The following is a 23550-nucleotide window of genomic DNA, read 5'->3' as shown; positions in this document are numbered from 1 at the left end:
ACCTTGCTCGACCACGGCACGCTGTTCGTCGCCCGCTTCGACACAGACGGCAAGGGCGCATGGCTGCCGCTGGTTCACGGTCAAGGCCCCTTGACGCCCGCCAACGGCTTTGCCGATCAAGGCGAAGTGCTGATCAAAACACGCCAAGCCAGCGACTTGCTGGGTGGCACCAAGATGGATCGCCCCGAATGGACGGCGGTCGATCCCAAAACCCGCAAGGTGTATTGCACGCTCACCAACAACAGCCAACGCGGGGCCGATAAGTTCCCTGGCACGGACGCCGCCAACCCCCGGGTGAACAACACCATGGGCCACATCATCGAGTGGCTCGACGACGGCGATTTCGATGGCACCCACCTGACTTGGCAGCACTTTGTTTTGGCCGGCAACGCGACCAACAACAACCTCAATGCGCGCGGCAACGTCAAAGGCAACGCGTTCGGCTGCCCAGATGGCCTGTGGATCGACGGCCGGGGCGTGTTGTGGATCGAGACCGATATGTCCACCAAGGACATGGGTCAAGGTGATTTGGCCGGGCTGGGTCACAACGCTATGCTGGCCGCCGACCCCAGCACTGGAGAGATCCGCCGCTTCCTTGTCGGCCCCGCCGGCTGCGAAATCACCGGCGCCACCGGCACCCCCGACGGCTGCACGATGTTCATCAACATCCAGCATCCCGGCGAAAGCCCCCACGAGCGCAGCGACCCCGACGCGCCCCGAAAAATCTCCAACTGGCCCGACCAGCGCCCCGATGGCCGGCCCCGCTCGGCCACGTTGGTGATCCGCAAAATGGATGGCGGGCTGATTGGGACGTGAGCCGAAGCAAATGGGAACCCACCCGTCGATGACATACGATCCCTGCCATGCGTCATTCCCCTATGTCATGGCTTCTATGGCTCACTTGCTTCGCCAGCGGCGTCTTACTGCTCGGCGGCGCTCACGCTGCAACACCCCCGCAAGCCGCTGAACAAGCCGAGCCCTGGGCATTCAAGGCCACCTCGTCTTGGTACAGCAGCGCCCAAACACCGGAGTCGGTGGATCTGAATCTGCGGGCGGGACAGGGGCCGCATGTGGTTTGGGTGGGGCAGTACCACGATCCAGTTTTCGATCAGGGCCGGGCCGGGTGGGAATACAGCGCGCAAGGCGCGGGATGGCAGGTGGTGCCCTCCCTACAAGTCGCCACCCATGGCTATGCCAGCGGCTCATTCAGTGCGCAACTGGGTCAGAAGGTTTATGCGCTGCTGGGTTGGGGGCGGAGCAACTTGCAGCCGTACATGAATCTCAATTTCGACCCCAATGACGCCTACACCTTGGGGGCCGGCATGCGCGGCAGAAGCTCAACGCTGTCTTTGTTCATGGTCAAGGATGACCGACTGCATACCGATCAAATCATTCACCACTTGGTCTGGCGCTACACCCCCGAAGAAGGCCGACGTTGGACGGTCGATCTTTCCAGCAAACGAGGCCGGCCCACTGAAAATGACCCCAGCCTGAGCGGCACCGGCGTGGCACTCACCTACGACCACCACGCCTTTTTTGTACGCTTGGCGCAGGAGCAAAAAGTCAATTTCACGCCCGATGATCAAACCCGCATCGCACTGGGGATGCGCTTTTGACCAAGGGCCGATTCAAAGATGTGGACATCCACAATCGACACCCCTGATCCGAGCCGTTACGGTCACACCCATACGTGTCAACCGACCACTGGATACCTCGCACCATGAAACGTCTCACGGGTCACCTCTATTTCTGGGTCCTCCTTGCCATCCTTGCGGGCGGCACCTTGGGCTATCTCGACCCCAAAACCGGGGCCAGCCTGAAGCCGCTGGGGGATGGCTTCATCGCGCTGGTGAAGATGCTGATCAGCCCAGTGATCTTCTGCACGGTGGTGCTGGGCATTGCCGGCTCGGGCGACATGAAGAAAGTCGGCCGCGTGGGCGGCAAAGCGCTGATTTACTTCGAAGTCGTCTCGACCTTCGCCTTGGTCATCGGCCTGATCGTGATGCACGTGCTGCGGCCGGGTGACGGCTTCAACATCGACCCCAAAACGCTCGACGGCAAGATGGTGGCCAATTACGCCAAGGCCGCCTCAGAGCAAAGCACGGTCGATTTTGTGCTGCACATCATCCCCAAAACCTTCACCGATGCGTTCACCGGCTCCGGTGATTTGCTTCAAGTGCTGCTGCTGGCCGTGCTGTTTGGCTACGCCATGATGCACATGGGTAAGGTGGGTCAGCCGGTGCATAAGTTCATCGAAGACGCATCCCACATCTTCTTCGCCATGATGGCCACCGTGATGAAACTGGCCCCGTTGGGTGCGGGGGGTGCCATGGCCTTCACCATCGGCAAGTACGGCATCGCTGCGCTTAAGCCGCTGGCCGCGCTGATGGGCAGCTTCTACCTGACGTGCGTGCTGTTCGTACTTATCGTGCTGGGCAGCATCGCCGCCCTAACCGGGTTCAACATCCTGCGTTTCATCGTCTACATCAAGGATGAACTGCTCACGGTGCTGGGTACATCGTCGTCGGAATCGGCTTTGGTGCCGTTGATGAGCAAATTGGAACGCATGGGGTGCTCCAAGTCGGTGGTCGGTTTGGTCGTGCCTTCAGGCTATTCCTTCAACCTCGACGGCACCAACATCTACCTGACCATGGCCGCGCTGTTCGTCGCCCAAGCGCTGAACATCGACCTCAGCCTCACGCAGGAGCTGACGATCTTGGGCGTGGCCATGCTGACGTCCAAGGGCGCATCGGGCGTGACCGGGGCCGGCTTCATCACTTTGGCAGCCACGCTGGCGGTGGTGCCGACCATCCCGGTCGCCGGCTTGGCGCTGATTTTGGGCATCGACCGCTTCATGTCCGAAGCACGCGCACTGACCAATTTCATCGGCAATGGTGTCGCCACCGTGGTGGTGTCCAAGTGGGAAAAAGAACTCGACCACGCCAAGATGGCCGACGCCATGCAAGGTCGCTGATGCGCCAAAGGGCCCACCTCGCAAGATCGGTGCTGATCGGTTTGATCAGCCTGATCTCACTGCCGCTGCTGCTTTCTTGCGGTGGCGGTGGCGGAGGTAGCCCCGACACCGTGATCACGCAGGACTACGGCGGCTTCAAGCTGCTCTACGACTGCACCGAGCACACGGCGCTGCGCTACGAATATCCTCTGGGCTTCGACACCGGCTACTTGCCTCGCCCGGCCAATTTCACGTTCGACCCGAGCTTGCCGGCCGGTTGCACTCAGCAAACCAGCACCGCCACCTACGCCAGCGTGGTCAACGGTTGGGACCGGGGCCACTTGGTGATGTCGAACCACATGGACTACGACGCCACGTTTTTGCTGCGCGCCAACTACATGACCAATGTGGTGCCGCAGGTGGGGACGTTCAACCGGGGCATCTGGCTGGACGCCGAAAACGTGGCCGAGTGCTACCGCGATATCGCGCCGCTCACGGTCTACGGCGGCGTGGTCTACACCGATCCGAGCAACGATTTCTTCCTCGCCAGCCACGGCATCCGCACGCCGGATTGGTTCTGGAAAGCCATCGTCAGCACCGATCCACTCACCCAACAACCGATCGCCATCGCTTGGGTCATCCCCAACCAAAGCAACCTAGGACCCTTGGACAGCTATCTGGTGAGCTTGAACGAGCTCGATCAGCAGATCGGTGCCTCGATGGTGGCTATTGCTGGCGTGCCTGCGGACGTGCGCGCCAGCAAACCCGTCACCACTTGGCCCCTGCCCGCCAACTGCTCCTTCGCCCGCACCGCAGGCTCAGCGATGTGATGAAATGGGGTGAACCCAGCTACACACATCCTCTGAGGAGCACATACATGGTCAAGATTTTGGTTGCTGTCGATGGCTCAGCCGCTTCCCTTGCGGCGGTTGAACACACCCTGCACCTCAGCCGCGAAGGCTTGCCGGTGCAATTGGTCTTGGCAAACGTCCAAGAACCCGCCTCGCTTTATGAGCTGGTGGTCGCCCACGATGCCGCCGTGCTTGAAGAAGTCAGCACGGCTGCGGGCTTCCACCTCTTAGCACCCGCCGAAGCGCTGGTGCGTGCCACCGACGTGGCTTTTGAGAGCGTGGTGGTCTCGGGCGACCCGGCCCACGCCCTGGTCGATCTGATCGAACTACACGCCTGCAACATGGTGGTCATGGGCGGGCGCGGCTTGGGCAGCATGCGCAGCGCCTTGCTCGGCTCGGTCTCACAAACCGTACTGCATCACACCTCGGTGCCGGTCACGATCATTCGGCATCTGGCCGTCGAACCGCCTGAGGCCGAGGACACCGACGACGTGGAAGCGACGCCAGAAGCCGCCGCCAACGTCGGCTGATCAAGGCAAATCAGTGCCCTCAGGGGGCGTATCCGAGGGCCGAGGGCCGATCAGGGGGCCCAAGCGGGTCTTGAGGCTCACGTCCCGCTGTGCGTTGAGTAAGGCGCTGTAGTAGCTGGTGTTGGCCAACACCTTCTTGACGTAATCACGCGTCTCGTTGAAGGGAATGGTTTCAACCCACGCGGCGGCCTCCATGGTTTGGCCTTCACGCCAACGCCGCGAGCGACTCGGCCCGGCGTTGTAGGCCGCCGCCGCCAAGGGCTGCGAGCCATGGAAGCTATCAAGCACCATCTTCAAATAGCCCGTGCCCAGACGCAGGTTCATATCCCGCTGGCTGATGTTGTCGGGGTGATAGGCCAAACCCATTTTTTGGGCGGTCCACTTGGCCGTGGCAGGCATCACTTGCATCAAGCCTGCGGCCCCAACGTTGGAGCGCGCCACCGTGACAAAACGCGATTCTTGGCGGATCAAGCCGTACACATAGGCTGGGTCCACACCGACGTCCTTGGTGATGCGCAAAACGTCCTCCCGAAACGGCGTCGGGAAGCGCTGGCTCATGTCGATCTCTTGGCGACTACGGTCACTGGCGTTGATGCAACGGTCCCAGATCTCCAGCGCACAAGCGCGCTGCGCTGCGGCCAAAAGCTGGCGATCATCAAAATCGCGCATCGTGAAGTTCCACTCCTTCACCCCTTCGGTCCGCAAGCCCAAGGCCAGCAAAGCCAAGGCGCGATTGATGCCCGGATGCTGCTCGGCGGCCGACCGCTCTTCGGGCAAAAGCGCGGCCGGCGCTTCCGGCAAGCTTTGAGGCTGATTCAAGTCCTCGGCCGCCAACTGCCCATAAAAACTGAAGTGGTTCTTGATCCGGTCCAACTGCTGCCGGCCCTGATACCGCTCAGCATCGCCTTCCGGCCCGGTGCGCAAAGAGGCGCGCAAAGCCCGGCCGCGCCAATACATCCAAGCGGGGTCGCGCTGCTCTTGGGCACTCATGGCCTCAATCGCTTCGCGGATACGCAGCCAGCGGCCGGCATCCACGCTGCGCAGCGCGGCACGCACCCGCCAAGCCAGCATCTCGTCGCTCCACTCGGGATCGCGCGCATGCGGCACCTCGGCCGAGCGTTGGAACCATAAATCGGCCTGCGGCATGAGCCGCAACGCCGCTTGGCGTGCCACGGCGGCCCACGTCCAAGCGGCGGTGTCGGGGGCCATGCGCGACTGCCAGCCCGCCAGCGCCTTGGCGGCTTGTTCCGGGTCTTGATTGGCCCAGCGCGCAATGGCCACCGACGCCAACTCTGAATCCGGGCGCCCGGAGGCTGAGCCCAAACGGGTCAACACACGCTGCGGACCATCCATCAACTCGTTGCGCGTGGCGGACGGCATGTCCTCCATCAAGGCCAGGGCTTGCTGCATCACGCGAGGACGGTCAATGTCGAGCGCGCTGCGGGCCTTTTGCCAAACATCGGCATCACTGAACAGACGGGCGTCATAGAACGTTTTGGCCAGCAAGGCACAGCCTTCATCGGGCTCACGCTGCGCCATCCAAGCACGCCGCGCGGCAGCACGCACATCCTCCCCCGTTTGGGAACGCGCCAAGAGGGCATAGCAAACCACCTCGCGGTCATCGTTCATGCGAAAGCGCGGGTAATCCGCCGCCACCTGCGCCCAATCACGCCGATGACCCACTTCGAGGAGCCAATCGTTGCGCAGGCGGTCTTCGAGATAACTGTCCGGCCAGCGGGTATAGAACGACTCGATTTCATCGGCCGACACTTCGGTGAGCCGGTTATTCAGTTCCCAGTACTCGGCCCAAATCAGCAGCGGGTGCTGACGCGTGGCCAAAGCTTGGCGCGCTGCGAGCAGACGTTTGCGGTCATGGCGGGCAAAGGCATCGCGCGCCTCCAGCACCCAAGCATCCGGCCCTTGGGCGGCAGATGCAGCGACCCCGGACACCGCTTGCGCCGCCACCGACTTCTTGGCGTGCGGTGCGTGATGATGCTGGGCTTGACGTTTGGTGTGATGCCCACCACCCGTGTGATGGCGATGAGAAGCTGCTGTGGCCCAGGCAGCACTGCCCAAGGCCAACAGCAATACAACGATTCGGAACATGCGAGAGAAGGCGGTTTCGAGCATGCAGCCACCGGGCGCGAAGTGCGCACAGACGCCGTGGCTGCGGCGAGCCGCCCTTTGTAGCGCATCTCGCCCTCAAAACGCGCTGAAGGCGATGAAAAGAGCCTTAAAAATCGCCGGCAACCACCGGAAAGCCCAAAGCGGCCCAGTCGAGCATCCCGCCCCGGTAGTAATAAATCTTGGTGGCCGGGAAGCCATCGCGCGTCATCGCCGCAATCGCAGTCGGACTCTGCGGGCACACCGGGCCGTTGCAGAAGGCATAGACCTTCTTAGCCGCACCGCAATCCCACGGCTTGGCACCCGCAACCGGCTTGTCGATCTTCTTGCAGCCGAGCTCGTTCATGCGACCGGCCACTTCGGTGTAGGGGATGTGATACGAGCCCGGAATAGTGCCTTTGACGCGATCTTCCGACTCGCGCATATCCACCAAGATCGCATCTTTGTCGTTCATGGCATGCAAGATTTCGATCTCGGTCACCGGCACCACCCCCGGCACAGGCACCAGTGGCTGCAACCAACCCTTGTTCTTGGCGCATGTCGTCATCACCCGGGTGATTTCCACCGGACCCTTGTCGGTCTGGACGATGAAGACCTTGTCCTCGCCAAGAATGCGTAACTTTTCAGGCTCAGCAGCCTGCGATGCAGGGCTCAACAAACCGACCCACAGGGCCGAAGCAGCGGTCACAACAAAACGCAGAGCAGTCATGGACGGTTCATCTCAAGAGTTAGAGCGCATCATCATATAAGCAAATGGCGATATTTGTGATTCACATCGCAAAACGCCGGTTGCTCCCCCGACCCACCGCCGCCACAATCGACCCATGGACACCCCCTTCAAACTGCCCGAGCCGCCCCGCGATAAAAGCACGCTGCGCAAGCAGCTTCAAGCCGAGCGACAAGCGCTGCACGACCGACATCAACGCTCGGTGCATTTGCAAGAGGTGCTGCGCGTCTGGCTGGTGAGCCGCTTCGAGAACAGCATCGGCGCTTACTGGCCCATCAAAGGCGAGTTCGATGCCCTGCCTGCGCTGTTTCGCTGGACCGAGGCCGAGCCCGAACGCCGCATCGGCCTGCCGGTGGTGGACCGCGAAACCAAGCAGTTGCGCTTTCATGTTTGGTACCCGGGCTGCCCGATGGAAGAAGATGCTTTCGGCATCCTCAAGCCCAAGGACACCGAAGAATTTCACCCCGAACTGCTCTTGGTGCCCTGCGTGGGCTACGGCCCGGGCGGCTTGCGGCTTGGCTACGGCGGCGGCTTTTACGACCGCACCTTGGCCAGTCTCAACCCGATGCCTTTCACCGCCGGCCTGGGCTTCAGCCACAGCTTCATCCCTTGGCTCAAAGGCGAGCCGCACGACGTACCGCTCGACACCATGCTCACCGAAGACGGGCTGGCGTGGTCGCGGGAAGACGCCTGATTCAACCCAAGCGCCGCATGATCTCCAACACCGCTGCGCTGCTGTTCATGGTGTAGAAATGCAGTCCGGGTACGCCGGCCGTGCGCAGCTGATCGCACAGCGAGGTGACCACATCCAAGCCAAAGGCACGGATCGAAGCCGTATCGTCACCGAAGCTTTGCAAGCGCAAGCGCACCCAGCGCGGGACTTCAGCGCCGCAAGCATCGGCAAAACGGGTGATGCCGCTGGCGTTGGTGATCGGCATGATGCCGGGCACGATGGGAATATCCACACCCAACGCTTGTGCTTCATCGACAAAGCGGAAGTAGGCGTCGGCATTGAAGAAGAACTGCGTGATGGCCGAATTAGCCCCAGCGCGGGCCTTGGTGGCAAAAGCCTGCAAATCGGCCTGCGGGTTCTTGGCCTGCGGGTGCATTTCCGGGTAGGCCGCCACCTCGATGTGGAAATGGTCGCCGGTCTCAGCGCGGATAAAGGCCACCAAGTCCGAGGCGTAGCGAAACTCGCCCGAGCTACCACCATAGCCGCTGGGCAGATCACCGCGCAGGGCCACGATGCGGCGCATACCCATCGCCTTGAACTGCGCCAGTCGCTCACGCACCGAGTCGCGGGTCGCACCGATGCAGGTGAAATGCGATGCGCCCTGCTGGCCTTCGTCGAGGATGGCTTGCACGGTGGCGAGCGTGCCGTCTTGCGTGCTACCACCGGCACCATAGGTGACGGAGCAAAACTGCGGCTGTAACGCATACAGCTCACGCCGGGCAGCCGCGAGCTTGGTCACACCCTCGGGCGTTTTGGGCGGGAAGAATTCGAGGCTGATGGGCAACACCAAGCCAGCATAAGAAATCATGGTCATCGTCGCTGTCCTTTCAGCGTTCAGGTCCGCGCCCAAACAAAAAATTCGCGGTTGCCGTCACCGCCGTCGATCGGGCTTGGCAGCCATTGCTGCACCCCCAAACCGCAGGCGGTGCAGGCGTCACGCAGGCGTTGCTCGACCCGGGCGTAGGCGGCTTCATCCTTCACCAAACCACCTCGGCTGATATCGGCAGGCTGCAATTCAAACTGCGGCTTCACGAGCATCAGCAAATCACCGCCAGTCGCCAAAAGCGGTTTAAGCGCAGGAAGTACCAAAGCCAGCGAAATAAACGACAAATCGCCAGTGATAAAGCCAAAACCCGTTTTAGGCATCGCCTTGCCCAGCGACGTTGGGCTCAGATGACGTGCGTTGACACCTTCCAGCGCCACCACGCGCTTGTCCGCCCGCAACTTGGCATGGAGCTGGCTATGGCCCACATCCACCCCGACGACTTTCGCAACACCCCGGGCCAACAACACATCCGTGAAGCCGCCCGTGCTTTGTCCCACGTCCAAGGCGATGCGTCCGCCAAGATCCAGCCCGAGAACGGCCAAGACGCCATCGAGCTTCAAGCCCCCGCGTGACACCCAGCGCAGCTCGGCGTCATCGGTGACCTTGATCTCACAGCCCTCGGGCAGATCTTCCCCAGCTTTTTTAGGGACCACCCAGCCTTTCGGCCCGAGCCAGTGGACGGCACCCCGCTCAATCAGCCGCGAAGCCACTGAGCGCGTTGGGGCAAGCCCACGAGCAACCAGGATTTGATCTGCACGCATCGGTGTCAATCCAATCAATAACGGTACGTATCAGGCTTGTAAGGCCCTTGTTTGGGCACGCCAATGTAGGCCGCTTGCTCGTCGCTCAGTTCAGTCAGCATGGCACCGACCTTTTTCAGATGCAGGCGCGCCACCTTTTCATCGAGGTGCTTGGGCAACACATAGACCTTGCCCACGTCGTAGCCATCAGGGTGGCAAAACAACTCCATCTGGGCGATGGTCTGGTTGGCGAAGCTCGACGACATCACAAAACTCGGGTGGCCGGTGCCGCAACCCAAATTGACCAGCCGCCCCTTGGCCAGCAAGATGATGCGCTTGCCATCTTCGAAGATCACGTGATCGACCTGCGGCTTGATCTCGTCCCACTGGCAGTGGGTTTCGAGTTTGGCGACTTGGATTTCGTTGTCAAAGTGGCCAATGTTGCAGACGATGGCCTGATCCTTCATGGCCTGCATGTGCTCAAAGGTGATGACATCACGGTTGCCGGTGGTGGTCACAAAGATGTCCGCCTTGTCCGCCGCCCAATCCATCGTCACGACTTTGTAGCCTTCCATGGCGGCTTGCAAAGCATTGATCGGATCAACTTCCGTCACCCAAACCTGAGCGGAGAGGGCGCGCAAGGCTTGGGCCGAGCCCTTACCCACGTCACCGTAGCCGGCGACCACAGCCACCTTGCCAGCAATCATCACGTCGGTGGCGCGCTTGATGCCGTCCACCAACGATTCGCGACAACCATAGAGGTTATCGAACTTGCTCTTGGTGACCGAATCGTTGACGTTGATGGCACGGAACAGCAGGGTGCCTTTGGCGCTCATCTCCTTCAGACGATGGACACCCGTGGTCGTTTCTTCGGTGACGCCGATGATTTGGGCGCTTTTGCGGGTGTACCAAGTCGCGTCTTCCAGCAGCTTGGCCTTGATCGACGCATAGAGGCAGGTCTCTTCTTCGCTCTGCGGGTGATCCAGCACCGACAGATCTTTTTCGGCGCGCTGCCCCAGATGCATCAGCAGCGTGGCGTCACCACCGTCATCCAAGATCATGTTAGGGCCTTCGCCCGCCGTGCCTTTGGGGCCGAAATCAAAGATGCGATGGGTGTAATCCCAGTAATCGGTCAGGTTTTCGCCCTTGTAGGCAAAAACGGGGGTTCCGCGCTCGACCAAAGCCGCCGCCGCGTGATCTTGGGTCGAGAAAATATTGCACGACGCCCAGCGCACCTCGGCACCCAGCGCCTGCAAGGTTTCGACCAGCACAGCCGTTTGGATGGTCATGTGCAGGCTGCCTGTGATGCGGGCACCCTTCAAGGGTTGCTTGGCCGCGAACTCTTCGCGAATCGCCATCAAGCCGGGCATTTCGGTCTCAGCGATGCGGATTTCCTTGCGGCCCCAAGCGGCGAGGGTCAGATCAGCCACCACAAAATCGTGATGCGCCGGTTGAAGGTGCGTTGAAGTGGAAGCTGCGGTCACGTCGTTCTCCAAAAAAGCGAGCGGACCTGCAAGCACGACGCCGACACAGCTCCTCGATCAAGAGGAGCCCGAGTGATCACTCACCGCACGGCGGGTACATGCAGGTGAGCGTGGTTGCAACAAGGATTTTTCGAGCCTGGGGCCTCGTCAGGCCTTGCAACGCTCCTCGAAAGGGATCGCATTATAGCCACGAGCTATCCATCTCTAGGAGCTCCAAAAGCCAAAAAAGTTATCCCAGTACCAGTTCTTGTTATTTAAATATTTAAATAGTAGTAGTAGTAGAGGGTAGTGCAATCCTGTGGATAACTACACTTTTTTATTTAAAATCAACAACTTAACCTGTGTGTAAACCTGTGGGTTACCTGGTGGATAAGCTGGTGACACTTTGATAACAACTTGGTGAGACAAGGGTGTGTCTGTGGATAACTGCGAGTTATTCAAAAATTATCCACAGGGTTATCCACAGGGCATTTGCCCGTTCAAGCCTGTGGATAACTTGGGTATCACGTCATCCCTTGTACGATGTGTGCCCTTGTGTTCAGCTCTTGGAGCGCTTTGTGTCGGGTGTTTCTCCCGTTTTTGCGGTGATCGATTTCGAAACCACGGGCTCGTCCATGTCTCAGGGCGCTCGGGCTACTGAGATTGGTGTGGTGCGCGTTCATGGGGGGCAGATCGCCGGGTGCTATCAAAGCTTGATGCAAACCGAGGCCTGGATCTCACCGTTCATCGAGCAGCTCACGGGCATCAGTAATGCCATGGTGCGTGATGCACCCCTTGCTGCTCAGGTGATGCAACAGGCTTCGGCGTTTGCAGAAAATTGCACGATGGTCGCGCATAACGCGTCTTTTGACCGTGTTTTCTGGCGTGTTGAGCGCAAGTTAGCCTCATGTGTCCCCGCAGACTTTGATGAGCCCACGGGGTTCATTTGTACGTTGATGTTGTCGCGACGGCTGTATCCCGAGCTCAGCAGTCATCGGCTGAGTGCGTTGGCCGAAGCGTTTGGGCTGCCAGATACGGGTCGAGCTCACCGAGCATTGGCGGATGCTGAGGTCACGGCGCATTTGTTCCTGCGCATCGTGCGTGACGTGGAAGAGCGCTTCGCTACTGAATTGGCGGGACGACCTGTCTGTCCAGACCTGCTCAGAGTGCTGCAACAGTCGGGCAAAAAGAACCTATCTTCTTGCGTGGCGCAGTTTTGCCAGAAGCAGAACGCTCAAGCCTCGAAATCAGCCCAGCAGGTGGGGGTTTCGTAAAGACGTAAGCGGCGCAGTTGTAGGCCTGAACCGTAGTGATCCTGATAGAGCGGCTGCAAGATCTCAAAGGCGATGGCCACGAGATTTTCAGCGGTCGGGATGCGTGGCAAAACGATGGTCTTGTGACCGGGAATCTGAGTCAACAGCGGCATGATCACGCTGTCGCCTTCGTAGACCAGAAAACCATGGTCCCAAAGATCCACCAAATGCGTCTTGGCGATGGTCTTGACTTCGCTGAAGTCCATCAGCATGCCGTGATCGCTGTGGCCCGGGCGGTTGACGGGTTCACCTTGGAGGGTGATTTCAAGCACATAGCGGTGGCCGTGCAGGTTACGGCACTGGCTCTTGTGGTCCGGAATGCGATGGCCGGCGTCGAATTCCAGTCGTTTGGTGATGGTCAGCACGCGCTTGAGCCTTTTCTGTCAGAGATCTATCGAATAGCCAGGATTTTGTGGGTTTGCAGGCTCAAACGCCAGCGTGGATGTTTGAGGCAATACGCCACCACATCCTCGATGTTCTTGGCTTGGTCTGCGCCATCCATGGCTTGCAAGTAGCAATGCTCGAAGCGTAATTCGCCGCAAGCCATCTGTGCTTCAAGGTGGGCAGGATCCAAGCCTTCCTGGGGATAAATCACCTTCAGTTCGTGGCCCTGCTTTTGCACCCAGGTGCTGCCTGCCTTGGGGCTGACGCAGACCCAGTCCAAACCGGCAGGCGCTGCAAGACTGCCATTGGTTTCGACCGCAATCTGGAAACCTTGGGCATGCAGGGCGTCAATCAGGGCCGTATCGACTTGCAGCAAAGGCTCGCCCCCCGTCAGAACCACCAAACGCATGGCTGTGGCTGTGGCGTCTTTCCCTGCGGTGTGGGTCCAGTGTGCGGCGATGGTCTCGGCCAAGGCACGAGCCGAGTCGAACTTGCCGCCCCCTTCGCCGTCCGTGCCCACGAAGTCGGTGTCACAGAAACGGCAAATCGCGCCAGATCGATCACGCTCACGCCCTGTCCACAAGTTGCAACCGGCAAAGCGACAAAACACGGCGGGTCTGCCGGTGTTGGCCCCTTCGCCTTGCAACGTGTAGAAAATCTCTTTGACGCTGTAAGTCATGGCAAAAGGCGTGCGTGGCAGGGCCAGTGGAGGGGGCGCGCGATTCTATGACAGCCCCCGATGGGGCCACAGGGTGTGGGCAGAAATCCTTTTGATCACGGGAGGCACTTTTGCGTGACAATTCCTTGCAATTTGTGCTTTCTTTCACGGTTCTTGTCGTTGCAAATGCGGGAAAGTCACCCAGTTGCAGGGGTGTCCGAGGGCTTCCTCTACATTCCTTTCCTCAGCTTGGCGTCGCAAACCCTCGGCAGACCTCGACTCTTCTGGCCTGACCTCTTCCTGCCCATGGCGATCTTTCCTCAGGGACTCACCCATATCGACCGCCGTTGTACAGCGGGCGAACGTCGGGTGCTGCTTCAATTGCGGCGTTGTCTCGAAGACGACTATCTGGTTTGGTACGACCTGCCTGTCGGACCGAAGGGCTGCCAGCCTGATTTTGTTGTGCTCAGTCCCCGTTGGGGTTTGCTGCTGTTAGAGGTTCGCGACTGGACGCCAGACAAGATCGTTGCCGCGAATCGACACAGCGTTGAGCTTGAGACAGCCGCCGGACGCATCACGGCCACGCATCCCTTGAGCCGTGCCCGCCAAGATACCTTGGCACTTGTCGAGCTCATGCAGCTTGATCCGAGCTTGATCCGTGGCAGTGGAGCGTTTAGCGGCAGGCTGATGTTTCCCTATGGCTGGGGCTTGGTCTTGACCGATCTGCATACGGCTGATCCGAAGAATGCTGATTTTTCCGAGCTTTTCCCTCAACGAAGAGTGCTGATAAGCGAGGATCTTGATGATTCTTTGGCTCCCACCGCATTCATGCAGCGCCTGTGTGGCATGTACACCGTCCACTATCCAAGCACATTGACGTTGCCGCAGCGCGATCGTGTGCGGTGGCATTTGTATCCTGAAATCCGCGTACAGCCCTTTCAAGCCAAGCTATCGCTGGCGGATGAATCGCCTCAGACCGTACCGACTTTGCTGACTTTGCCGGCTGCATCCTTCGCGCCTGAGGATGACTTATGCACCGTGATGGATGAGGTCTTGGATGTGGATCTCGGCGGCCCATATGGCGGGGTCAACCATGATTTGGGCCATCAAGTTGGGGACCACTTCGATGGGCTTATTCCGCGACAAGCCAGCGTGCCCGAGTTGATGCAGATTTTGGATTTGAAGCAAGAGCAGGTGGTGCGTACTTTTGGTGAGGGCCACCGTGTCATCCATGGTGCGGTCGGTTCAGGTAAGACGATGATCCTGATTTACCGCGCCCAGCAATTGATGACGCACGCCCAACCCGAGCGTCCGGTCTTGATTCTTTGTTACAGCCGAATGTTGGCGGATCGCATCGACGCTGTGTTGCGTGGGCGGGGGGTGGATGCCCGGGTGCAGGTGCGCACATTCCATGCGTGGTGTGAGGACTTGGCGCGTTCTTGTGATCTGACGGTTTTGGCCGACCGTCGGGCGGTGGATTACTTCGACCTTTTGCCGCGCACCGTGGATCGCGCCATGGAGGCGGGTGTGGTGCCGCGTGAGCGATATGCCGCCATATTGGTCGATGAAGCCCATGATTTCGACGATCTTTGGCTGCGGATGGTGACGCGGATGGTGGATCCCGTGACGCGTCATCTGTTGGTGCTCTATGACGATGCTCAATCGAAGCATCAAAAAACGCGGCGGCTATTTAGCTTTGCCAGTGTGGGCATTGAGGCCCGTGGTCGCACCCATTGGTTGCGGACCAACTATCGCAACACCTCTGAGGTTCTGGCGGTATCGATGCGTTTGGCACAGGCGTTGCTCGCGATGCCCGACCCATCCCAAGGGGGTGGTGGGGCGGCGATGGAGGCGGGGTCCGACGACAGCGTGCAGCGCATTCTTCCTGCCAGTGGGGGTCGGCGGGGTGCCTTGCCGCAATTCATCGAAGCGCGTGATGCCGATACCGAGGCCATGCTGATCGCTGATCGCCTTGCCCGGGCCCATGCCGATGGGCATGCTTTGCAGGATATGGCCGTGTTGTGTCGGGCCAAGTTTCTTATGCCGCCGATCGAAGCGGCCTTGGAGCGCAAGGGGTTGGCGGTGCAGTCGATGGGGCAGCGCGGTTTTCAGCACATCGATTGGCACCAGTCCAGCATCAAGCTCTTGACTTTGCAAGGCTCCAAAGGCCTGGAGTTCCCTTTCGTGGTGGTGGCGGGCTTGCAGGCGATGCCGATGCGCAGCGAGGCCATGGATGAGGAGCTGCGTTTGCTCTACGTGGCCATGACGCGCGCTACCGACGAGCTGTTGTTGTCCACCCACGGGGATTCGGTGATGGTGCAGCGGGTGCGTGACGCCTTGGCGGTGGTCAAGGACGAGTTGCGCGCCCAAGACGCCCTGACCAAATCCACCCGGTATCACACCGACATCCGGATTTAGGTTCATGAACCATGACTTCCTTTGATCGCAGCAGCCAAGACGTTGGCAACATCGTCGAGTTGGGTCACGTCAATATCCGTGTGCCCGATCAGCAGCAGGCGCTCATTTTCTACGTCATGGGTTTGGGCCTGACGCGCGATCCGTACCTGAACACGGGTGTGGATAACTTGTGGATCAATGTCGGCACCAGCCAGTTCCATCTGCCCACCGGCCCGGCGCAGGTGTTGCGTGGCCGGGTCGGCTTGGTGATGCCCGATCTGCCTGCGTTGCTGACCCGGCTGGAGCGCATCCAACCGCGTTTGGTGGGGACGCATTTTTGCTTTAGCGCGCGGTCCTCAGAAGCCGTGGACGTGGTTTGCCCCTGGGGCAATCGCATCCGTATCCACGCCTCCGATCCGACCCGGTTTGGGCGCATGTTGCTGGGTATGCCTTACGTTGAGATCAACATTCCGCTGGGTGCCGCAGCGCCCCTGGCGCGCTTTTACCGTGAGATCTTGGCTGCACCAGCCAATTTGGCCGCAGATGCTGATGGAAAAGAGGCTGTTGTCTACATTCCCATGGGAATCAGCGAAGGACTGATGCTGCGCGAAACCACGCAGCCGCTGCCGGCCTACGACGGCCACCACATCCAGATCACCTTGGCGGATTTCTCGGGCGTGCATCAGCGTTTGGTGGCGCGCGGCCTGATCAGCGAGGAAAGCAACCTGAGCCAGTACCGTTTCCAAGATTTGATCGATTTGGACCGTGGCACAGTCCTGGCGACCCTGGAACACGAAGTGCGCAGCATGCGCCACCCGCTCTACGCCCGCACCCTGATCAACCGCAATCCCGAACTCACCCACCACCACTACGCCAGCGGCCATGAAGCGGCGGCGTGGCGGATGAGACCGCCCACGGCTGCTGGATCCTAGAATCCGCGCTCCTTTCTCTTTTCGTGGGCGCATCGCGCCCCAACTGCCATGGCCCGTGTGCGTCGTCTTCCACCCATTCACGCCTTGGTGGCGTTTGAGAGCGCCGCGCGTTTGGGTGGATTTGCGCCCGCAGCGATGGAGTTGTGCATCACGCCAAGTGCAGTCAGCCACCGCATTCGGCAGCTCGAAGCTCAGCTGGGCGAGCAGTTGTTCGATCGCACGGCCAGCGGGGTGCGGCTGACTGAGGCGGGGCAGCACTGCTTGGTGGGGGTGCGCGAAGCCTTCGACCGGCTCGCCAGCCTGTCGCGCAGCAGTCCGCACGATGAGGTGGTGCGCTTGGTCGTCGGTACGCCACCGACTTTTGCGCGCAATTTGCTCATTCCGCGTCTGCCCGAGTTCCAGCGGCTGTGGCCGGACATCGAGATTGAGCTGGCGATTGGCGCGCCGATGCAGGACCGTCCTGAGCGGCACGATGTGGATATTCGTTTCGGCAACGGGCTGTTCGACGAGCGGCTGACGGTCAAGCTGTACGACGACCGACTCGATGTGCTGGTCTCGCCGGCCTTTTTGCAGCGCCAACCTGCCGTGACGCGGCCCGCCGAGCTGGCGGGTTTGGAGTTGCTGCGCAGTCCCTTGGTGCCTTGGCAGCCTTGGTTTCGAGCGGCCGGATTGAACTGGCCTGAGCCGCAGCGCGGCACGATCTTTACGGACTTGGGCGCGTTGCTTGAAGCGGCCGCCAGCGGCTTGGGTTTCGCGCTCAGTTCACGCCGGGTGGCCGAGCGCTGGATCCGGGACGGACACTTGGTGCCCTTGTTCCCGGATCTGGAGGTGCCCTCCACCAACACCTATCACGTGCTGGTGGAGCGCGACTTGGCACCCCGTCCCGAGGTGGCCGCCTTCACCGATTGGTTGCGCTCCACCTTTGCTTGATTCAACGAACCCCCATCACCGAACCACCATTTGCGAGAACGGCCAAACGTAGGCTTGCAGCGTGACGTACAGACCGACCAAGCAGGCCAAGGCGATCGAGTGGAAGAACACGTAGCGCAGGATGTCGCCTTCATGGTTGAACCAGCGTGTGGCGGTCGAGGCCACCACGATGGACTGGGCGTCGATCATCTTGCCCATCACACCACCGGAACTATTGGCCGCACCCATCAAGTTCGGTGACAGCCCCAGCTGCTCCGCCGCCACCTTTTGCATGCCGCCAAAGAGCACGTTCGAGGCGGTATCCGAGCCCGTCAACGCCACGCCGATCCAGCCCATCAAGGTGCCGAAGAAGGGATAGAACACGCCGGTGTTGGCAAATGCCAAACCCAAGGTGGTGTCGGTGCCGGAATAGCGCGTCAACGTGCCCAAAGCCAGCATCAGCACGATGGTGATCAGCGAGTAGCGCACCAGCCAGAACGTCCGACCGAAGGTGGCCAGCAGTTGCAGCGGGTTGTACTTCATCACCAGCCCACCGACCAGGGCGGCCAAGAAGATGCCGGTGCCGGTGGCTGAGAGCAAGTTGAGGGTGTAGACCGCTGCTTCCTTGCGCGGGGAGGGCACCACGGGCGGCATCTTCTCGATCAGGTTGTGCAGGCCGTCGATGGGGAAAGCCGGTGCCCAGACACCGTTCCAGAACTTCTTGACTTCGGGCAGGCCCCAAATGAAGACAAACACGGTCAGGATCGCCCAAGGCAGCCAAGCCCGGATCACGTCGCTGCGTGGGTGACGGCGCGGGGCTTGGGCCACGTGGCCTTCGCCGCCGTCTTGCTCATGGCCTTTGAGCGACACCGAGCGCCAGATCGTCTTGGGCTGCCACACGCGCAAGAAACTCACCAAACTGATCATCGACACCATGGCGGCGATCACGTCCACCAGTTCAGGTCCGATGTAGTTCGACACCAAGAACTGCGTGACAGCGAAGCTCAGGCCTGTGACCAAAATGGCCGGCCAGATCTCCAACATCGCTTTGCGTCCGGCAAAAGCCCAGATCAGCCAGAACGGCACCAAGAGCGAGAACAGCGGCAGCTGACGCCCCACCATCGCCGACAGGGCCATCACGTCGTAGCCATGCACCTTGGCCAAGGTGATGATCGGGGTGCCCAGCGCGCCGTAGGCCACCGGGGCGGTATTGGCGATCAGCGACAGGCCTGAGGCGGCCAGCGGTGAGAAGCCCAGCCCGATCAAGATCGCGGCGGTCACGGCCACGGGGGTGCCGAAGCCGGCCGCGCCTTCAAAGAAGGCCCCGAAGGCAAAGGCGATCAGCAGCAGTTGCAACCGGCGGTCTTCGGTGATGCCGGCAATTGAGTCCTGCAAGATGGCGAAGCTACCGTTTTGCTCCGTAAGTTGATGCAAAAAGATGATGTTGAGCACGATCCAGCCGATCGGCAGCAGGCCGGTCAAGCCCCCGAGCAGCGCGGCGTTGCCCGCCATGCCCACCGGCATGCTGTAGACGAAGACGGCGATGGCCAGCGCGGCCACCAAGCCCGCACCCGCCGCGATGTGGGCTTTGAGGTGCAAGAAGCCGAGGCCCACCAGCATCACCACCACCGGCACAGCAGCCAGTAAGGTGGAGAGGGCCATGTTGCCCAGGGGGTCGTAGATCTGTTGCCAAGTCATGGGTTGACTCCTAAAGGGCCGAAATGGAAGGTCGAGAATGCGCGCGATGGTCCGGGTCTCGTGCCGGGATGACAAACGAAAGATTTTCAGCGCGGGTGACGAACAACTTTCATTGCGGATAAACCCGCAGGCCGTCGTTCTACCGTCATCGGCTCAAGCCGATAGACTCCCAGCCCATGAAAACATCGACATGGATCTTCATGAGGTGGCTTGGGTGGGCGCTGGTGGGGTTGTGGCTCTTGCCCGCCCAGGCTGGCGAGGTCCAAGTCGCGGTGGCCAGCAACTTCACCGCGCCGATGCAGGCGATGGCGGTGGCGTTCGAGCGCGAGACAGGCCACACGGTGCAGATGTCCTTCGGCGCTTCGGGCAAGTTTTATGCGCAGATCAAGAACGGCGCGCCGTTTGAGGTGTTGCTCTCGGCCGATGACGAAAAACCAGCGCAGTTGGAAAAAGATGGTCTGACGGTGCTGGGGAGTCGGTTCACCTACGCTTTGGGCACCTTGGTGCTGTGGTCGGCTCAAGCTGGGCTGGTGGATGCCAAGGGTGAGGTGTTGGCCAAGGGGGCCTTTCAAAAGTTGGCCATCGCAGCGCCGAAGTTGGCCCCCTATGGCGCTGCGGCCATGGAGGTTTTGAGCGCCATGGGTGTGCTGGCGGCCGTCCAGCCCAAGCTGGTGCAGGGCGAGAACATCGCGCAGACCTATCAATTCGTCAGCACGGGCAACGCTGAGCTGGGCTTTGTCGCGTTGTCGCAAGTGATGAAAGACGGCGTTTTGCGGGGCGGTGGTTCGGCCTGGATCGTGCCGGCCAAGCTGCACCGCCCCATCCGCCAAGATGCGGTGTTGCTCGCCAAAGGCCGGGGTAACGTGGCGGCTGAGGCGCTGCTGGTGTACTTGAAAGCCGACAAAACCCAAACGCTGTTGCGCGCCTATGGCTACGGCCGATGAGTCGATCTGAGCGGATGCAAGCCCATGCTGCATGACGGTGATCTTCAAGCGCTTGGGTTGACGCTGCGGCTGGCGGCGGTGGTGACGCTGCTGCTCTTGGTCGTGGGCACACCCATCGCATGGGGCTTGGCGCGCAGCCGCGCGTGGTGGAAGGGGCCGGTGAGTGCGCTGGTGGCGCTGCCGCTGGTCCTGCCGCCTTCGGTGCTGGGCTTTTATCTCCTAATCGCCATGGGGCCCGAGGGCTGGGTCGGGCGCTTGAGCCAAACCTTGGGCTGGGGTTTGCTGCCGTTCACGTTCTGGGGGCTGGTGTTGGGCTCGATGGTCTACGCGCTGCCCTTCATGGTGCAGCCGCTGCAAAACGCTTTCGAAGCGCTGGGCGAGCGCCCGCTGGAAGTCGCGGCCACCTTGGGTGCTGCACCGCTGGATGCTTTTTTCAGTGTGGTGGTGCCCTTGGCGCTGCCGGGGTTTGTCAGCGCTTGCGTGCTCACCTTTGCCCACACGGTGGGGGAGTTTGGCGTGGTGCTGATGATCGGCGGCAATGTGCCCGGCCTCACAAGGGTGGTGTCGGTGCAGATTTACGACCACGTGGAGGCGCTCGAATATGCCGATGCGCACCGGCTGGCGGCGGTGATGTGGGTGTTTGCGTTTGCGGTGCTGCTCAGCCTCTACGCTTGGCAAGCTCGGGCCCGCACCCGCGTGGGCATAGGGATGGGTATGGGCCGATGAGCATCGAGGCCCGTTTCAAGATCGACTGGCCGGGTTTCGGCCTCGACGTGGATCTGACCCTGCCGAGTCGGGGCGTGACGGCGCTCTTCGGGCCTTCGGGTTCGGGCAAAACCAGCGTGTTGCGTTGCTTGGCCGGGCTGGAGCGCGCGCCTCAAGGTCGGCTGCGTTTTGAGGGTGAGCTTTGGCAAGACACCACGACGTGGGTGCCGACCCATCAGCGGGCGCTGGGTTATGTGTTCCAGGAAGCGAGTCTTTTCCCGCATCTCTCGGTGTTGGGCAATCTGCGCTACGGCCTGCGGCGGCGTCACGGTGCGTCCGACCTGAGTCTGGATCACGCCATTGAGCTGCTCGGTATCGAGCCGCTGCTGGCGCGCCACCCCGAGCGCCTTTCAGGCGGCGAGCGCCAACGGGTGGCGATCGCGCGCGCTTTGGCGGTCAGTCCGCGCCTGCTGTTGATGGATGAGCCCTTGGCCGCGCTGGACGTGGCCCGTAAGCAAGACATCCTGCCCTACCTAGAGCGGTTGCGCGACGAGTTGCAGATTCCGCTGATCTACGTCAGCCACGCGCCTGACGAGGTGGCGCGGTTGGCCGATCACTTGGTGGTGATGGCTGAGGGCCGGGTGCAGGCTGCCGGGCCTTTGGCGGCCACGCTGGCCCGGCTTGATCTGCCAATCCGGCTGGGCGAGGACGCAGGGGTGGTGTTGTCGGGGGTGGTGGCTGAGCGCGATGCGGCTTGGCATTTGCTGCGCATCGACTTTGCCGGTGGGGTTGTGTGGACCCGCGATACCGGGCTGGCGTTGGGCCGCACGGTGCGTGTGCGTGTGCTGGCGCGCGATGTCAGTCTGGCGCTCGACGCCTCGCCGGGCAGCAGCATCCTGAACATGCTGCCCGCTTGCGTGGACGCGTTGGCCGACGATGAGCATCCCGGCTTGCTGCGGGTGCGACTCATGGTGGGCGCGAAGGGGGCATCCAGTCAGGGCCAAAGCCCGATCTTGGCGAGCTTGACACGGCGCTCGGCGGCGGCACTGAGCCTCAGGCCCGGGCAGTCGTTGTGGGTGCAGGTGAAATCGGTGGCGCTGCTGGAAGGCTGAGCAGCTCGGCTGAAGAGTTTTTCAGCGGGTTTTGCAGGCTTGAAAGGCCCGCACACCCAAGGCAGCTTTGAGCGAGGTAATCCGGGCTTGAACGGCGGCATCGGCGGACGCGATACGCAGGGTGTGGGCGAGGCTGGGGGGCAGGAGCTGGACGATGCGGGCGCTGCGGACATGGATGTCGTTCATGTGCAACAGCGCTGCCTCGGCGGCATCAAGGCGTTGGTATTCGCCCAAGGACAGGCCAAATTCCAGCTCGGGAATGCCGTGAACTTCGTCGATCTTGGTGATCTCCATGCGCTGCAATTCATCGACTTTGCGCAACATGACTTCCCGGCTGGGATAGCGGCCCATGTACAGCATCCACCGGCCGGGCACATCACGGGTCTGCACAGCCCACTGATGAGATTCGATGCGGGTCTTGAGAATGGCCACCGCTTGATCGAGTTCCGAGGTGTTGAACGGTCCAGCTTCGAGGCAAGCCGTGGGACTCGCGACGGTCGGATGGATCGGGGGTGTCTCGGAGGGATCTGTGGGGCTGGTGGTCGATCCAGTCGAGCCCGCTTGGCCGGTTTGGCCGGTTTGCGCTGGCACCACCACCTGCACCGCTTCCGGATGGACTTGCTGGCGCACGCGCTCAGGCTCGCGGTCCCCTATGGGGTCAACGCCAAGCACGCGGGTCAAATGACCTTGCGTCCAAGCATAGAACGCCAGATTGGCGATCAATAAAAAAAGAACCAGCCCTCTCAGCATGGTCGGACGCTCACTTCTCCACTGTGGATGGCTTCAATGCCGCTGGCAGTATGCACGAGCAGCGCCCCTTCGTGGTTGGTTCCGGCCGCGTAGCCCTGAATCGAGGGGCCGGCTTGGACAGGGCGTCCGGCCAGCACATCACGCGCTTCGAAGCATGGTTGAAAGGCGGCCCAGCCCTGATGTTCAAAGGTCTTGAGGGCATGCAGCAACGGCTCAGCCAAGCGGCGCAAGGTGGTGGGCGCATCCAGCGCGGGATCAAGGCTTTGCAAGCCGCCATAGCCGGTGTTGAAGGGGATGTCTGGGGCGTGCGCGGGCTGGGCGGCGATGTTCAGGCCCACGCCGATGACCAGCCAGCGCTGAGCGTTGGGCAGCATCAGGGTCTCGATCAGGATGCCGCCCAATTTGTGGGCGCTGAGATCGGTCGGATCGTTGTTTCGCAGCCACAAATCGTTGGGCCACTTCAGGCCGATGCGGGGCGCAGTGGCGGGCACAGGTTCCAGCGCCTCGGCCAAGGCCACGCCCACCGCGAGCGATAGGCCGGACCAATCCTCGGGTGCGTAGGGCAAGCCCAAGGAGAAAGTCAGCGAGGCTCCCGGCTCGGACCACCAAGCGCGGCCCATGCGGCCCCGCCCAGCGGTTTGACGCTCCGCCACCATCAAGCAGGGCGCGAGGTCGCCCAGACGGGGGCGTTCGAGCAAGGCAGCGTTGGTGGAGGCGGTTTCGGGCAGCACTTCGATGCTGAGTCCGGGGCAAAGGGGCTCTAAGGCCAGCCAGAGATCTTCGGCATGCCAGTTCACGCCA

At 61.2% G+C, this 23550-nt stretch carries 23 protein-coding genes and 1 riboswitch; of the genes, 13 read left to right on the top strand and 10 right to left on the bottom strand.

The genetic code is table 11. The annotated features are described in order from the left end of the window. From AC3VI7_RS03985 to AC3VI7_RS03965, 5 genes are all read left to right on the top strand, one after another. Window positions 1-816 (top strand): PhoX family protein (locus tag AC3VI7_RS03985; protein WP_489671397.1); only part of this gene is annotated, 816 nt, incomplete at its 5' end. Window positions 817-878: 62 nt separating this feature from the next. Beyond that, window positions 879-1616 carry a hypothetical protein gene (locus AC3VI7_RS03980; RefSeq protein ID WP_489671242.1) on the top strand — a complete coding sequence of 246 codons (738 nt, stop codon included), beginning with the start codon at window positions 879-881 and terminating at the stop codon, window positions 1614-1616. Between the two features lie 104 nt (window positions 1617-1720). After that, the gene (locus tag AC3VI7_RS03975) at window positions 1721-2974 is read left to right on the top strand and encodes a dicarboxylate/amino acid:cation symporter (RefSeq protein ID WP_489671241.1); all 1254 of its coding nucleotides are present in this window, start codon (window positions 1721-1723) and stop codon (window positions 2972-2974) included. Continuing rightward, window positions 2974-3783 (top strand): DNA/RNA non-specific endonuclease, encoded by an 810-nt coding sequence (locus tag AC3VI7_RS03970; protein WP_489671240.1) that lies wholly within the window; start codon window positions 2974-2976, stop codon window positions 3781-3783. Before AC3VI7_RS03975 ends, AC3VI7_RS03970 begins: the two co-directional genes overlap by 1 nt. Before the next feature lie 47 nt (window positions 3784-3830). Next, window positions 3831-4334, top strand: coding sequence for a universal stress protein (locus AC3VI7_RS03965; RefSeq protein WP_489669275.1), 504 nt, complete (start codon window positions 3831-3833; stop codon window positions 4332-4334). Here AC3VI7_RS03965 and AC3VI7_RS03960 read toward each other — a convergent pair whose 3' ends face one another. Both AC3VI7_RS03960 and AC3VI7_RS03955 read right to left on the bottom strand, forming a co-directional pair. Then, entirely contained in the window at window positions 4335-6440 is a 2106-nt protein-coding gene (locus tag AC3VI7_RS03960; RefSeq protein ID WP_489669274.1) for a lytic transglycosylase domain-containing protein, read from the bottom strand. Window positions 6441-6567: 127 nt separating this feature from the next. Continuing rightward, complete coding sequence (locus AC3VI7_RS03955; protein WP_489669273.1) at window positions 6568-7167, bottom strand: rhodanese-like domain-containing protein; 600 nt, start codon at window positions 7165-7167, stop codon at window positions 6568-6570. A gap of 115 nt (window positions 7168-7282) precedes the next feature. On the opposite strand from AC3VI7_RS03955, the gene AC3VI7_RS03950 reads away from it, so the two are divergent. Then, the gene (locus AC3VI7_RS03950; protein ID WP_489669272.1) at window positions 7283-7879 is read left to right on the top strand and encodes a 5-formyltetrahydrofolate cyclo-ligase; all 597 of its coding nucleotides are present in this window, start codon (window positions 7283-7285) and stop codon (window positions 7877-7879) included. A 1-nt stretch (window position 7880) separates the two neighbouring features. Here the strand turns inward: AC3VI7_RS03950 and metF are convergent, their stop codons facing one another. The 3 genes from metF to ahcY are packed head-to-tail and all read right to left on the bottom strand — an operon-like array spanning window position 7881 to window position 10917. Then, window positions 7881-8726: a methylenetetrahydrofolate reductase [NAD(P)H] gene (metF, locus tag AC3VI7_RS03945; RefSeq protein WP_489669281.1), complete on the bottom strand. Its 846-nt coding sequence runs from the start codon at window positions 8724-8726 to the stop codon at window positions 7881-7883. Window positions 8727-8752: 26 nt separating this feature from the next. Further along, window positions 8753-9505 (bottom strand): TlyA family RNA methyltransferase, encoded by a 753-nt coding sequence (locus AC3VI7_RS03940; protein WP_489669271.1) that lies wholly within the window; start codon window positions 9503-9505, stop codon window positions 8753-8755. A 14-nt stretch (window positions 9506-9519) separates the two neighbouring features. Then, on the bottom strand, window positions 9520-10917 hold the full coding sequence (ahcY, locus tag AC3VI7_RS03935; RefSeq protein ID WP_489669280.1) for an adenosylhomocysteinase: 1398 nt from the start codon (window positions 10915-10917) through the stop codon (window positions 9520-9522). A 150-nt stretch (window positions 10918-11067) separates the two neighbouring features. Next, window positions 11068-11142: riboswitch (S-adenosyl-L-homocysteine riboswitch) on the bottom strand. Window positions 11143-11378: 236 nt separating this feature from the next. Here ahcY and AC3VI7_RS03930 point away from each other — a divergent pair. Further along, window positions 11379-12221 (top strand): 3'-5' exonuclease, encoded by an 843-nt coding sequence (locus AC3VI7_RS03930; RefSeq protein ID WP_489671239.1) that lies wholly within the window; start codon window positions 11379-11381, stop codon window positions 12219-12221. Here the strand turns inward: AC3VI7_RS03930 and queD are convergent. Both queD and queE read right to left on the bottom strand, forming a co-directional pair. Next, complete coding sequence (gene queD / locus AC3VI7_RS03925; protein ID WP_489669270.1) at window positions 12182-12625, bottom strand: 6-carboxytetrahydropterin synthase QueD; 444 nt, start codon at window positions 12623-12625, stop codon at window positions 12182-12184. The genes AC3VI7_RS03930 and queD overlap by 40 nt on opposite strands. A gap of 26 nt (window positions 12626-12651) precedes the next feature. Continuing rightward, window positions 12652-13323: a 7-carboxy-7-deazaguanine synthase gene (gene queE / locus AC3VI7_RS03920; protein WP_489669269.1), complete on the bottom strand. Its 672-nt coding sequence runs from the start codon at window positions 13321-13323 to the stop codon at window positions 12652-12654. Between the two features lie 285 nt (window positions 13324-13608). Here queE and AC3VI7_RS03915 point away from each other — a divergent pair, with 285 nt between their 5' ends. The 3 genes from AC3VI7_RS03915 to AC3VI7_RS03905 are packed head-to-tail and all read left to right on the top strand — an operon-like array spanning window position 13609 to window position 17561. Further along, window positions 13609-15720: a 3'-5' exonuclease gene (locus AC3VI7_RS03915; RefSeq protein WP_489669268.1), complete on the top strand. Its 2112-nt coding sequence runs from the start codon at window positions 13609-13611 to the stop codon at window positions 15718-15720. Between the two features lie 11 nt (window positions 15721-15731). Continuing rightward, entirely contained in the window at window positions 15732-16631 is a 900-nt protein-coding gene (locus tag AC3VI7_RS03910) for a VOC family protein (RefSeq protein WP_489669267.1), read from the top strand. 48 nt (window positions 16632-16679) lie between these two features. Further along, window positions 16680-17561, top strand: coding sequence for a LysR substrate-binding domain-containing protein (locus AC3VI7_RS03905; RefSeq protein ID WP_489669266.1), 882 nt, complete (start codon window positions 16680-16682; stop codon window positions 17559-17561). Window positions 17562-17576: 15 nt separating this feature from the next. On the opposite strand, the gene AC3VI7_RS03900 is transcribed toward AC3VI7_RS03905, so the two are convergent. After that, window positions 17577-19238 carry an L-lactate permease gene (locus AC3VI7_RS03900; RefSeq protein WP_489669265.1) on the bottom strand — a complete coding sequence of 554 codons (1662 nt, stop codon included), beginning with the start codon at window positions 19236-19238 and terminating at the stop codon, window positions 17577-17579. 200 nt (window positions 19239-19438) lie between these two features. Here AC3VI7_RS03900 and modA point away from each other — a divergent pair, with 200 nt between their 5' ends. From modA to modC, 3 genes are read left to right on the top strand one after another with little or no spacing between them, the layout of a single operon-like run. Continuing rightward, the gene (gene modA, locus AC3VI7_RS03895; RefSeq protein WP_489669278.1) at window positions 19439-20182 is read left to right on the top strand and encodes a molybdate ABC transporter substrate-binding protein; all 744 of its coding nucleotides are present in this window, start codon (window positions 19439-19441) and stop codon (window positions 20180-20182) included. Between the two features lie 24 nt (window positions 20183-20206). Continuing rightward, window positions 20207-20908, top strand: a complete 702-nt coding sequence (gene modB / locus AC3VI7_RS03890) for a molybdate ABC transporter permease subunit (RefSeq protein WP_489669264.1) — start codon at window positions 20207-20209, stop codon at window positions 20906-20908. Then, window positions 20905-21999, top strand: coding sequence for a molybdenum ABC transporter ATP-binding protein (modC, locus tag AC3VI7_RS03885; RefSeq protein ID WP_489669263.1), 1095 nt, complete (start codon window positions 20905-20907; stop codon window positions 21997-21999). Before modB ends, modC begins: the two co-directional genes overlap by 4 nt. Window positions 22000-22020: 21 nt before the next feature. On the opposite strand, the gene AC3VI7_RS03880 is transcribed toward modC, so the two are convergent. Both AC3VI7_RS03880 and AC3VI7_RS03875 read right to left on the bottom strand, forming a co-directional pair. Further along, window positions 22021-22749 (bottom strand): hypothetical protein, encoded by a 729-nt coding sequence (locus AC3VI7_RS03880; protein ID WP_489669262.1) that lies wholly within the window; start codon window positions 22747-22749, stop codon window positions 22021-22023. Next, complete coding sequence (locus AC3VI7_RS03875) at window positions 22743-23546, bottom strand: biotin--[acetyl-CoA-carboxylase] ligase (RefSeq protein ID WP_489669261.1); 804 nt, start codon at window positions 23544-23546, stop codon at window positions 22743-22745. The genes AC3VI7_RS03880 and AC3VI7_RS03875 overlap by 7 nt, the downstream gene beginning before the upstream one ends. Window positions 23547-23550: the final 4 nt, after the last annotated feature.

This window comes from Leptothrix toolikensis (SeqCode), from assembly GCF_057922285.1.
This window is presented reverse-complemented; position numbering and strand designations above follow the sequence as displayed.